The organism is Fictibacillus phosphorivorans, assembly GCF_007673525.1.
GTDB classification, from domain to species: Bacteria; Bacillota; Bacilli; order Bacillales; family Fictibacillaceae; genus Fictibacillus; species Fictibacillus phosphorivorans_C.
Genome location: NZ_VDZU01000001.1, coordinates 661,801 through 674,552, shown reverse-complemented (window position 1 = coordinate 674,552; position 12,752 = coordinate 661,801). Strand labels below are relative to the sequence as shown.

9 protein-coding genes are annotated in these 12,752 nt (G+C 36.7%); 1 reads left to right on the top strand and 8 read right to left on the bottom strand.

Annotation, left to right across the window (positions count from 1 at the left end):
* Genes pelG (FS458_RS03150) through FS458_RS03125 form a run of 6 tightly spaced genes read right to left on the bottom strand, consistent with a single transcriptional unit; the run spans nucleotide 1 to nucleotide 6,820 of the window.
* Entirely contained in the window at nucleotides 1-744 is a 744-nt protein-coding gene (gene pelG, locus FS458_RS03150) for an exopolysaccharide Pel transporter PelG (protein WP_144697776.1), read from the bottom strand.
* A gap of 5 nt (nucleotides 745-749) precedes the next feature.
* A complete protein-coding gene (gene pelG, locus FS458_RS03145) occupies nucleotides 750-1,448 on the bottom strand; it encodes an exopolysaccharide Pel transporter PelG (protein ID WP_144697774.1) in 699 nt (232 codons plus the stop codon).
* Nucleotides 1,436-2,863 (bottom strand): GT4 family glycosyltransferase PelF, encoded by a 1,428-nt coding sequence (gene pelF, locus FS458_RS03140; protein WP_144697772.1) that lies wholly within the window; start codon nucleotides 2,861-2,863, stop codon nucleotides 1,436-1,438. The genes pelG (FS458_RS03145) and pelF overlap by 13 nt, the downstream gene beginning before the upstream one ends.
* Nucleotides 2,863-4,701: a DUF2194 domain-containing protein gene (locus FS458_RS03135; protein ID WP_144697770.1), complete on the bottom strand. Its 1,839-nt coding sequence runs from the start codon at nucleotides 4,699-4,701 to the stop codon at nucleotides 2,863-2,865. The genes pelF and FS458_RS03135 overlap by 1 nt, the downstream gene beginning before the upstream one ends.
* A 6-nt stretch (nucleotides 4,702-4,707) precedes the next feature.
* Nucleotides 4,708-5,601, bottom strand: coding sequence for a hypothetical protein (locus FS458_RS03130; protein WP_144697768.1), 894 nt, complete (start codon nucleotides 5,599-5,601; stop codon nucleotides 4,708-4,710).
* 1 nt (nucleotide 5,602) lies between these two features.
* Nucleotides 5,603-6,820: a hypothetical protein gene (locus tag FS458_RS03125; protein WP_144697766.1), complete on the bottom strand. Its 1,218-nt coding sequence runs from the start codon at nucleotides 6,818-6,820 to the stop codon at nucleotides 5,603-5,605.
* 280 nt (nucleotides 6,821-7,100) lie between these two features.
* Between FS458_RS03125 and FS458_RS03120 the strand changes: the two genes are divergently transcribed.
* Nucleotides 7,101-8,246, top strand: coding sequence for a hypothetical protein (locus FS458_RS03120; protein ID WP_144697765.1), 1,146 nt, complete (start codon nucleotides 7,101-7,103; stop codon nucleotides 8,244-8,246).
* Nucleotides 8,247-8,298: 52 nt separating this feature from the next.
* Here FS458_RS03120 and FS458_RS03115 read toward each other — a convergent pair whose 3' ends face one another.
* Nucleotides 8,299-11,850 (bottom strand): S8 family peptidase, encoded by a 3,552-nt coding sequence (locus FS458_RS03115; RefSeq protein ID WP_144697763.1) that lies wholly within the window; start codon nucleotides 11,848-11,850, stop codon nucleotides 8,299-8,301.
* 164 nt (nucleotides 11,851-12,014) lie between these two features.
* Nucleotides 12,015-12,734 (bottom strand): L,D-transpeptidase family protein, encoded by a 720-nt coding sequence (locus FS458_RS03110; RefSeq protein WP_144697761.1) that lies wholly within the window; start codon nucleotides 12,732-12,734, stop codon nucleotides 12,015-12,017.
* Nucleotides 12,735-12,752: the final 18 nt, after the last annotated feature.

The window sequence follows — 12,752 nt, the reverse complement described above, 5'->3', positions numbered from 1 at the left end:
TTAGTTTGAAGATTTAGAAATAATTTTCTCTAAAGAACTTTGATAATGTTTTGGATCTTTTTTTGTGAAAATATGAAAATCAGCTTCACCTACATAGGATATTAATCGAAGTCCACCATATGTAAAAGAAAGGATTGCACCAACAGCTATTCCCACCCCATACCAATCAAATCCAAATGGAAGTAACAAAATGGTTATTAGAAAGGTTACGGTAAAGAATATAAATGTAGTTACACATGCTCCCTTACGATCATCAAAGTATAAGTGTAGAAGAGAAAGTGTTAAAACAAGACTGATTGAAAAGACTGCTATTAATGTAATCGGCATTAATTCAAAGAAATCAGCTTTCCACTCAAACCAAGTAACAAATCTAGGTAGCAATAGAAGAACAAGCAATGTAAATAACCCTTGAGTTCTTATAAGGCGTACAACTTCTTCTTTTAGTACCCGGATCATCACCTTCTTACTTTCTTTAATCTGATCTAAACTTCCACCTTCATTAATAAAGCCATAAAAAGTCCAATACTTCTTATAGAATCTTGTTTCTATGGAGATTACAAAAGTCATCATAGTAGGAATGATTGTTAAGAAAGACCAAAACAGAGCAGTATCATAATCTGGATGATAACGGAACGTATTCTCAACATACACCGATCCCTCACCAAACCAAATAATCCAATTACTGATCCAAAGTCCAAAACTATAAAATAGTCCTGTGAAAAGTAAATCAGGGTATTTATAGATATATTTTAAAAAGCCCCATTGGTTAGATAGGGACGCTCTGGAAAACTAATAAAAAGATGATAAAGAAGCCAGAGCAGCGTAACTAGCATCCCCAATGTAAAGACACCTAGCATAACGGCTGCTCCTTTTATATAGGGAAGAGAAAGGACAAGCTCACCAATTGGAAGCACCCAAAACCCGACAACCGTTAACAGTCCTCCGAAAAAAAAGGCATACACAATATTCATGTACTCTTTTGTTGCCGTGCTATATAAAAACAGTACCCAGATAAGGTTCATAATCAGAAACAATATCAAAACAAGCCAATCGTACCAAAATGGTATGGGAGTAAGTAGAGCAAACGGAATCCACAATAAAAGCGCAATACTCGTCGTTAGCTTTGCCAGACCAACACTCGTTGCAGCAACATCTTCAATTTTTCCTGCATAGAACAGATCTGCTATATACCTTGTTACAACGAGTTGAAGTGAAAAATAAATCACTTGTGAAAAAATAAACGTATACGAGATGGAGACTACAAATAACTCTCTTGTACGAAGATCAACATCGTAATTCTTCATCCCCCATTGCAAAAGAGTGAGAACAGCAATGGTGATTAACCAAGGTCCCGAAGTTAAAAGAATAGTAAAACCATAAGCCTTTGCTCTGCTAGAAAAGTAATCTTCTTGGAACATCTTTTGAAGTTGGAAGCCTATTCCTGCCATTGTTTTATTCTACCTACTTCCTTATAAAGAGAACGATATCTCTCAATTACTTCACTAAGCTGATATCTATGCTGCACCCGCTTGAATCCATGTCTGCCATGAAGTTCGATTAATGATGGTTCTTCCACATATTTTTCTATGCTTTCCGCAATTTTTCTAGGGTTTACAGGAGGAACGATGAAACCTGCAGGTCCGAACAAATCGATTGCACCGCCTGTTATCAGTTCGTCACAATCCCCAACATTTGTACTTACAAATGGAACACCGGCAGCTAGACCTTCTAGAATGGCCAAAGGCTGACCCTCTGATATACTCGTTAACAGTAATACATCAATTTCAACTAATTTTTCTTGTACATTGATTTTACCAGTGAATGTTACAAACTCTTTTAGATCAAGTTCTTCAACTAAGTTTCGGCATTCTCTTACATACTCTTCATCTTCATCTAATGGTCCAAATATTTGTAATTGAAAAGGAATATGCCTTTTTCGCAACATACTGGCTGCATAAATCATGGTTATTATATCTTTTATAGGGACTACTCTAACAATTGCCCCTAACTGAATAGGATTTTCAACAGAGAAACGCATACTATTAAACGATGGGTTTGAAAGTGTTACTCCGTTTGCAATGACGAGCTGTTTGGATTTAGCTGCTCCAAGCTGCTCTTGAACCAAAGCATTTTTTTGAAAAAGCGTAATTAATTGTTCAGCCTGACTATAGGCTAGTTGACTTAAAAAATAGAAAAATTGAATCCACCTGCTTTTATAGATCATAGGTATCCAATCGGACTTCAAAATTTCCTCTTCTCGTTCGCGAGAGTAAATTCCATGTTCTGTAACGATTAGAGGAATATCTTGATTGACTGAAAGATATGCTCCTATGACCCCTGCATAACCAGTAGAGGCTGCATGCAATAGATCATAATCATCAAATTCACTTTGAAGAAGATGGAGTATAGGCTCATACTTGTTACGAATCATCCAGAAATAATCAATGAAAGAGCTTTGTAGTTTTTCTTCTTTATAGCAAATCTGAACAATTTCCCAAAATTCATTGCTTCTAAAAAAACCAGAGGGATTGCCAATAATATCTGAGTTCCCTAAAAAACGCATGGCTTTACCCATTTGATCCTTCGACAAAAAGAAAGAAAGTAAATCCTCTTTGTTTTCAGCACTCAAATTAGGGTATACCGGTTTTTCTTCCTTTACTTCTAATGGATAGACCTTAACTGATTTTCCATTAACAGGAATCTCATACTTCCAATCTTCTGTGGTTGTTCGGGAACTACCAGGCATAATAGAAATAATGGTGAAATCAAACTCAGGCATCTGAGTAATTAGCGTATGTATCCATGAAGAAACCCCTCCACTGACAAAAGGGTAACTACCCTCTGCTATGATTGCTACTCTCACTATGCCTCACCTCTTTTAATAGGAACTACCGTTTTTCCCATAGTTGTTTGAACTGTATAAAGTCCTTCAACACCTTTTACTTTTGCTACGATATAACCATCGAAAGCACCTGTTTCCAATTTTTCATTATCATTTAGACGTATTAGAAAAACACTTGGTGACACTAGATTCTTACCATAAATAATTAATTGATTCTCTTGATAATCTACTCTCATTTCTGATTCGCTGTAACTTAAATAAAGCTTTTTTGCTTCTTGAGCTGTAACCCCTTTAAGAAAAGGATATGTTTCATAAATATTTTTCAAATGACGATCAAGTTCAACATTTAAATCTGGCCATTTAAACCCTTTATTTCTATAGGGATCTAATAGATCGTCTGGATGAATAAAATGAGACAGTATACCAGCATTCGCTAGTGCATCAGCGTATGAAAATTGCTCGTACAAATCAGGTGCATACCCACTAGATACTCGAGGTAAATGGAAATAGCCTGAGTTGTTTTCGTCGTAGCCAAACTCTTGGATAAAGGATCCTTGCTTATTATCGCCTAAATACAGAGACGAAATAGTATCAATGGAAGGTGCAGCTTGACTTAATGCTTTAATGCCGGTTTTATTGATTACGTTTGAGGGAGGTACATAGGTTTTAATAGTATAATTAGGAAAAAAATGCTCATTCATCTTCATTACTCGAGAAATTACTTCCTCCATTTGTTCCTGACTATTCCAAGGAATATACTCAAATTCATCATCAATAGGTTCATTCTTTGTAACAAGTGATTGATGATTATAACCATGTAAACTTAACTCATCACCATTTCGAAGGGCATCCCGACCGAAAAATAGGAATTTGGATTGATTTTGTTCAATTAAATGTTCGGTTTTCATCTTTTGGTCGGCTCGATAAGTCCCAATGAAAGCATGAGTATACTTTAAAGAATATTTATCCTGCAATTCTTTCATATCCGGCCACCAGATATTCTTATAAAAAGAACTAACACTTTTATCAAAAGTCGGAGTTATATTTTCATGATTCCCGTCAGGAAACGGTGCGGGAAAATCATCAATAAAGAAAACACTCATTTCTAATCGACTTGAAACAAATCTTGGAGGCAGTAAAGAGAGCGATTGTAACAATAACCCTCTCGCCCCTTTTCCTTGCAGCATGGTTCCATTCCAGAAAGCTACTTTTCCCTTTCCATATGAATGGTACCAGAGTATAGGAGTTTCTTGACTTTCCAAATAGACCTCACTGTCATCTTGTAAAGTAAGCTCAAGAGAATTATTCGGAATTTTACCGTGAGAATCTTCAATATCTGGGTAGATAGGTACAAATGGCTTCTTAAATGTAACCCCTGTTAAATTATTAGGATTAAAACCTTCTACCTGCTCAATACCCATTACATCATTGAGGTTAGGATGAAAAAAACGTAATCCTACAAATAACCTTCCACCTTCATTTACAAAATTCCTAATATTGTCTTCTTCTGCAATCGCTTTTTTTTCGTCCAAAACCACAACAATTGTTAATGGGGATGCAGGAACTCGATCCAAAGAATCTATATATGCAAATGACAATTTTGCTAGTTCAAGCGACTTATTGAGGTGAAGTATAGAGGGGTTGTCCTTAAGCGATTCTTTATTACCCAATACAAGAATCTCAAGTTGATCACCTTTAACAGCCCCCGATACAGTAGGAATTAAGGCTTGTTCTTTATCCCTTACTTCTTGTTGAGGAAAAAGCCAATGAACCTCTCCTATCCTAGAAATTTGTACAATAATTATACATAGGACGGTAATTAGCATAAGTGTCCAAACAACTTTATTAACATCTTTCATGGTTCTTCATCCCTTTATTAGTTCCAAGATAGACTGTAGTCTCTTAGGAATTGTAGGTGAATAGTTTTTATTTATTTTTACTAGAAGTTTGTTTAACTTAGCCTTATCATGAATTACATAGTAATAGTTAAGTAGAATGAAGTAGCATTCTTCTGAATGCGGAAAATACGATATTACCTTTTCCGATAATTGAACAGCCAGCTTTTGTTTATTATTTTCCCAATAGAATAATGCTAAGTGCTCATAAAACAAGACCTCTTTTGGAAACTTCTTAATGGCACTTCTCAAAAGTGTTTCATACGCTTCTTTCTTTTCCTTCAGAATCGTATCAGAAACAACATCGCTCGCAAGATACTCTTTATATGTATAAAGAATATTCTTGTACCCTTGTAAACTGCTCTTATGGCTCAGTGATAACTTCATTTTATTAATGGTTGCTTCATAGCGTTTATTCAATAAGTTTAATGCTGTGGCTGCATAGTGCGCTGTTTCTCTATTTTGCTGCCCAACAGCTGCTTTTAAATACCTTCCCTGTTCAGGTATTTTATTTTCCATCAAACGAACGACTAAATCTTTCCCTAGATCATCCACCGTTTGCATAGCTGCATAAAAAGGAATAGCTTCTCTTCTTTTTAGTGAAAGTAGTCCAATCTCATTAAGGTTATTTACATAAAAACGCTCATGATGAATATAACGTTTTTCCTTCCCCCTGCTATCAGAAAGTTTAATAACCATCCAAACACCTAAAGCGCCTATAACAGGGACAACTGAACTAATAGCCAATAACCAAAAATACTCTGTTTTCCTGTCTTGTTCACCACTCTCTTTTTGAAAAAAGCTCTTTATTACCAAGATAATCAGGATGTTCACTGCATAGAGAAAAATGAAATACTTCACCATGTTAATTCAGAACTCCCATCACAACCTGTTGTAATCGATCCTCGATGACTTTTACATGTTCTTTAGAGGTTCCTGGCAATAAAATAATTAAGTTGTTAGATCTAGGATAATAAGCAACTAAGTCGATTTCCCTTAAATACTTCCTAAGTGATGTTTCTAAAATCTGCAGGTCTGGATTGGCTAAAGGCTTTGTTTTAAAATGAACATAACAATAGGGTACTTGAAATTCTATTAATCTCGCTTTTTCAATCTCAATCCTTTCTTTAAAAGAAGAGGGCTTAAACACTTTAGTATGTTGATAATACTGTTGTTGTTCCTGCTGTTCAGACTTGTGCCAAGTCTTCGTTAATTGTTCCGAAATAATTTCAATCAGCATATGTAACATAGAAAGCCCTTCATTGCTCAACCGAGAAAGATCAAGCTCTTGTATGACAATAATCTGTCTGATTTGATTGTTGATCTTAATCGGAGCTGCCAATAATGGAGCGTTTTCTTCATCCGTTATACGACGAATTGTAATACTTTCATCCTTAATCAATCTTTCGTAGAACATAGGTGCTGAATCTATGAATATCGTCTGAGGAAGAAGCTTTTCTTCCCCTTTACGTACTTTTACGCGTAAAGCTCTTAAACTTTGATCAACATGATATACACCAAGGGTTTTAGCACCATAATAAGTCTCGAGCGTTTTTGCCACTTCGTTAATAAACATCTCTACATGATCTTGATCAAGCGCTTGCAGCATCTTATAAACATTAACCATTGTCATTTCTGATGCTAGAACTTTTTTCTCTAGAAGATCATTTGTTTCATTAACTGTGTATAAGGTCGTAACAGCTTGTTCAAGTTGTACTTGGAGCTCTTCTCTCTCCGCCTCTTTATCCTCATACCTTTCTCTGTAACGAGTAGCATAAATTCCACTTATATAGGCTGTCAGCAAGTATATAATGGCAAAGATAGAAAAGTTGCCAAAAAAGATAAAGGAATAAATATCCTCGTTGCCGCTCCAAGCATTTACTATGTGAAGACTTAGAATAATTCCTGAAATAAACAAGCCGTACAGAATCCCATACCGTATACCGATTAAGAGAACGAGAATAGCATAAGGACTTGCTGATAACTCAGAAAAAGAAAAAACGAACAATTCTATGATATATAGGATGGTTGAAACAACTAAAAGTTCTGACCATTTAATCCAGCTTTTATTATTGTTATACATAGACGTTACTCCTGACTCCTAATATAAAACCCCTCAAACGAACCAAATATATCCAAAAATACAACTTGATAATATTACCAAATATGCACTTAGCTTGCAATAGATGTTTACTATAATATCGGTCAAAATAAAGTTTACTATATATTGAAATGACCCAAATTACATAATGCAAGTGGGCGATTCAAAAAAGCACTTTCAATACTCTGTAAACAAATACATTTTTTCTATATTTTGTTATTATAATGATAGTATATTACCTTAATAAATGAGGATGATTCTCTTGAAAAAACTAATGTCTTCGATCTTTATTGCATGCCTGCTATTCGTATTCCCTTTTACAGCTAAAGCTGCATCTCTCCCTGCTACAGAGAAACAAGTGAAAATCGCAGCAGAAGTCAGTAGTATTCTTCATCAAAAATATACGAAGAATCCCGATTTCAGTACATTAATTACAACTCCTTACAATAAAGCAAGGTATGAAGTGGCAAAAGCGAAGAGTATGGTAGATTCGCTTCCAAATACAAATAGGAAAAGACAACTGCTTGCTCAAGTAAAGGGGTATCAGAAAGTCGTACAGAACGGCAATGCTTACAACAATGCCGTGCGAACTTATCCGATTTTACTAGACTATAAGAAGAAGCACCTTGATCATTACCTATCTGATGAACCATTTTATAAATGGAGATCTTACAATTATTTCAATTATAAACTGAGCCTGCTCCAGCCTAATTATGACAAAGTGTATGGAAAGGAAATTCAGAAAGAGTTTATAGAACGTTACTTAAATCCAATTAAAAAATCCCGCGATGAAGTGTATTACATCATAAGTGCTGATACACATCTTGATCGTGCTGAAGCATCTATTTCTAAAAACACAGAGGAAGCCGAGCGACGTTTACATTTTGCAACAGCTTGTATAAATAAAATTGAGGCACCAAAAAGAAAAGAACTCCTTCAAGAACGAACTCATCTGTTACAAGAGTTGCTGGAAGATAAAGTAAGCGGCATTAATGACACATTCTATGTTACTAAAAATAGTAATAACAAAATGAAAGTGACTTTTAATTATGAAGGCGAAATCAGACTTTGGATTGCTGACGCAGAAAAGTACCCAACTTATGAATCACTTAAATCTGCAGTCGGGACAGAAGTGTATGGTCACTATTCCAGTAATGATTGGGGAAATAGATTATCAGCATTCACCTGGACATACCGTGATTGGAGCAGTGCCTATCAAATGAATATCGTTCATGGGTATTGGGATTCTTATCTTGATCCGATCAATGAATCAAACGAAAAAATAATACCTGTAGGCAAAAAGATTAGAATCGTATTAGAAGTTGTTCATAGTGATGGAGAGGTTATCGTAAGAGAAGAAGTGGTTCCCATGACAGAAGAGTTATATCGAAGATCTTCGGTAAAATAATTAAGTGAAAAGTAAAACCCAGCCGAATGAGTCTTCGGCTGGGTTTTTCCTATTAAAACTCTACATTTAATGTGTACGGGCTAAGACTAGCATTTCGATTCTTGTCTTTCACCTCAATGTAGTACGTACCTTTCTTGAGGTTCGTGAGCAATACTTCATCGTCTCCTAGACGATAATAATCAGCACGCTTCACTAACTTTCCATCTTTGTAGATAGACATGACTGCATCTACATCATTTTTAATATCTAATGTAAGCTTTGCCTTGCTGTCCTTCGTAAGCTTTAATGCATACCAATCTGTATCGCCATTTGTTACACCTGCATTTAAGTACCCTGTTGCTGTCCACTTCTTGCTGTTCACTTTTTTCAGTGAAAGTGGCTTAGAAGGCTTGTATTTGCGAACCACAGAACCTGCATCCTCATCCTTTACGTTAACTGGAGCAACTTGTGCTGAGTAAGGAATTAAACTAGGATTAGGAGATTCAGTCATGCTTACAAATGCAATAACGTATCCCTTGCCTTTTTTCGCTAAGAAAGAGCCGCTAGAATGACCCGTTTCCCAACCTTTTTCCATATAACGAAGCGTGTCAAATTCACTGTCATCTACTTTACGGTTATTATTCTTGTCTTCAAAAACGATAGCCGCACTGTAAATCGTTCCTAGTAATTCAGCTGGGTACTTCTTTTTCAAGTCATTCGTTACAGGATAGCGATCAATATTAACACCAAAGAGCGTATCTTTGCTTCCTGGTTTTAAATAGAATACATCCATATCATTCTGCATCGCGAAGTTTCCAGAGAAACGTTTAGCTGGAAGATTCTTTACTCTTTCAAGCTTATCATTGTTCTCATACTTATCTTCTGGATTCTTAATCTTCAGTTTAGAACTGAACGCATACTGATCAAAAGAGATGCTGTTTTCGTTAAACGGATCATTCATCACTTTTACATAGTATGTTTTATTTTTGCGTAGACCTACTAACATCGTTGAATCCATCTTTATTCCAGACCAATCCCATGTGTAGTTAGCGCCGATTTGACTAAGATCTGTAAACGTATTTCCTTCTTCATCTGTTTGTTCGATTAACTCATACATTTCTAATGCTGGAATGTTTCCGTTCTTAGCAAAAGAAAAATCATAAATTGCTGTTTCACTTGGTGTAACTTTAAAATAATCCTCATCTTCTATCATCTGAAGATAACCAGCAGCTTTCTCGCCAATATTGTACTCTAGTGCAGATTCTTGAATCTCAAGGATCATTCTTTCGTATTCATCGGCTTCATCCTCTGCATCGTGCAAGACATCTCTAACCGCTTGTTTCTTTGCAACATACTCTTCTGCATCGATTTCGCCTTCTTCATACTCTTCCTCAGGCATGTCTTCTTCAAGGATTGGATAGTTATCTTCATCTTCAGGAAGAACCTTACTATCCATTGTTACCTCATATGAAAGGTTAGACGAATCAAATTCTCCTTCAGCACCCTGATACATCATTTGTTCGTTCATGAAGAAGTCAAACATAAAATCGTTATACTTCATCATGTTTGATGTAGCTACAAGATACTCTATTCCAGGCTCTGCTTCGAATACAAGGGTCTCCCCTTCACCATAACCACGAGAGTTTGAGTAATACATAGGCTCTAGGAACTCTTCTTCATCCTCATGGGATGGTTTAGCTGCCATAGTACCTGATGTTTTTTCCTCGCCTTCTTCTCCTTCACCATCTTCACCTTCAGTTGGTGGGAAGAATTGCTCATTAAGGTATACGTTCAGACTTGCATCAATTCCAGGAACAGCTGATGTTTTTACACGCACCATCTGTTTTTCATCAACAGAAATCTTGAAGTAGTCTTCATCGCCTTCTTCACCTGTAAAGGTTAGGGCTTTTCCCTTAGAAGAATAAGGGAAAGAATCTACAACTAGAGGGTTCTCAACATCCACACCGTCTTCTGCTAGTTCATTGCTTCTTTCGATGTTTAGCTTGAAGTGAGACAAACCTTTACCTGAATCATCAAAGCTTCCGTTTGCATCTTTAATTCCGATCGCTAATGTACCAGAGTATGGTATTTCCAACAGTTTCCCTTCTGGTTTGCCTTCGCGAACTTGGTTGACTTCTTCGATCAGTGTTCCATCTTCACTGTATAAATGAAGCTTATACTTGTAATCGTATGGAGCTGCACCTTGTAAAGAGGTTTGAATGAATTCTCCCTCTTTTACAGGAAACTTAATCCACTGCTCTTCGTTAGCTTTTGTAATTTTGTTTGAGTATGAGTACTTCCCTGCTACTGTTACCGATTTTGCCGCTTTAAGAATCTCACTTTCAGTTTTCGGATTCTTCACTGATGCAGGGATCTTCTTCACATCAAACTTTAACGCGTCAACAGGATTAACGAGTCCGTTTCCAAACTTCGTATCAAATCCTTTTGCGCCAAGATCTTTTGCCGTGTGCTCTAGCACATATTCCACCTGTGCTGGCGTAAGGTTTGGATATTTAGTTAGCAATAGGGACGCCACACCTGCAACAACTGGTGAAGCCATGGATGTTCCACTCAGATAATCAAAGCTTGATTTACGTTCAGCTTCATAGATCGGAGCATAAACATTTTCACCCGGCGCTACAATATCAACTGACGGTCCAAAAGTTGAGTAGCTGGATAACTTATTATCTTTATTGGTAGAACCAACGGAGATAACTCCTTCAAAAGCGGCTGGATAGTTTAGTCCATCATCTCCGCTGTTTCCTGCAGAAGCTACAATCGTCACGTTCTTTGCAATCGCTTTTTTTACAGCATCTTCAATCAAAGGAGAAGGCATTCCGCCCCCAATACTCATATTGATAACTTTTGCACCGTTATCTGCCGCATAAAGAATCGCATCTGCGATAGCAAAGTCATAAGCACCGCCCCCACGATCGAATACATCAATATTTAGAATATCAGCGTTAGGGTTAACGCCATAACCGCCTATTCCGTTATTTTTCTTCCCAGCAATGATTCCTGACACGTGAGTACCATGGAAATCAGGTGCTGGCTGATTTATCGGACTCACTGTGTTGTATCCAGGTAGCAGCTGTCCTGCAAGATCAGGGTGATTTCTATCTGCTCCTTGATCAATAACAGCTACTTTAATTGATTTATTCCCTACTAAACTTTGCGCTTTTTCTATTTGTAGGAGAGCTAGATGATATTGCTCTTTCACCTTAGGATCATTCGTGCTTTGTGTTGTGTACATTGCACTCGGACTCGCTAACTCTACCTTACCCATCTTTTGATAAGCTTTTAAGACCGTATCAATTGTTCCTTTTTTCTTAATCTTAACCACTGTATAATTCAACTTACTGATTGTTTTAATAGGTGTTGCTCCAGCACGATTGTGTTCACTTGCGGAGATCGGCCTATTGTATTTAACGATTAACGTATCCTCACTAATAGCCGGTTTCTTATTTACCTTTTCTTGACGTTTTTCTTCTAGGTATTTTGATATGTACGAGTTTGAAAGACTAACCTCTTTTCCTTTCGCTTGTACATTAACCGTGGAAAACCCTGTTCCTACTAAACTTGCACATAAACCTAATACTGATAGCTGTTTTTTCCAATGTAGCATTTCTTTCCTCCTACCAACAATTTACTCATTTTGGAAAAATAAGTTAATTAAATTATAGCAGATTACTAGGTGATTAGTAGATACTATTTGCCTATAACCTATACTCTATTTTTCGACAAAAAAAGACCAAAATGAATAGTGAATTCACTTTGGTTAATCATTTTTTATAGCTGTGACATACGCTTTAAATCAGTTTCCGTACCTTGTATAAGCAGAGTTTTTTTTGCTGGGTCCATCCATTGCATGAGTCTTAATACATTTCCTTCGTGAAGCGCTGTGCATCCTGCTGTTGGACTCGTGCGATCTCTCCAAATATGAAGAAATATAGCACTTCCTTTTCCAACAACCGGTTTCTCATTGTAACGTATGACCGTTGCATATTTGTATAGAGGATGATTGAGTCGTTCGAAAGATTTCCAATTCGAGTACGGATTTCCATCATAAACTTTCCATCGGTTGTAATCAGGAGACGTTACATCATCAATCCAATAATCATACGCTGTTGTTTTTTTATAGGATAGCTTCATTCCGCTTGGTTTAGTTACAGAACCAAACCCTTGTCCCATAAGGTACATACCTGCCGGTGACTTGCCATCCCCTTCTTTCTTTTGAGTAGATATACCGTTCTTCCCTAAAACTGCAGGATATGTATATACCCTTTTCCATGAAGAACCTGTGTATTCATATGCAGCTAGAACGGCTTTAAATGAAGTGGAGCTGTCTGCCTTCACAATGATGACTTGCTTTGAACCTTTTTTCGCCAAAGCATGTGACAATAATTGTTTTTCATACGGAATGGGTGTTACCGCCTTTGTTTGAAACGGGTGTAATAGTGTGGAAGCAAAGAACGACAGGATAAATAGAACTATTTTTTTCTTTTGCATGAAATTATCTCCTTTACC

Bases quoted from the DNA above. Each gene is read 5' to 3' on its own strand.
- FS458_RS03110 (WP_144697761.1), bottom strand. From the start codon at position 12,734: ATGCAAAAGAAAAAAATAGTTCTATTTATCCTGTCGTTCTTTGCTTCC.
- FS458_RS03130 (WP_144697768.1), bottom strand. From the start codon at position 5,601: ATGGTGAAGTATTTCATTTTTCTCTATGCAGTGAACATCCTGATTATC.
- FS458_RS03135 (WP_144697770.1), bottom strand. From the start codon at position 4,701: ATGAAAGATGTTAATAAAGTTGTTTGGACACTTATGCTAATTACCGTC.
- pelG (WP_144697774.1), bottom strand. From the start codon at position 1,448: ATGGCAGGAATAGGCTTCCAACTTCAAAAGATGTTCCAAGAAGATTAC.
- FS458_RS03115 (WP_144697763.1), bottom strand. From the start codon at position 11,850: ATGCTACATTGGAAAAAACAGCTATCAGTATTAGGTTTATGTGCAAGT.
- FS458_RS03125 (WP_144697766.1), bottom strand. From the start codon at position 6,820: ATGTATAACAATAATAAAAGCTGGATTAAATGGTCAGAACTTTTAGTT.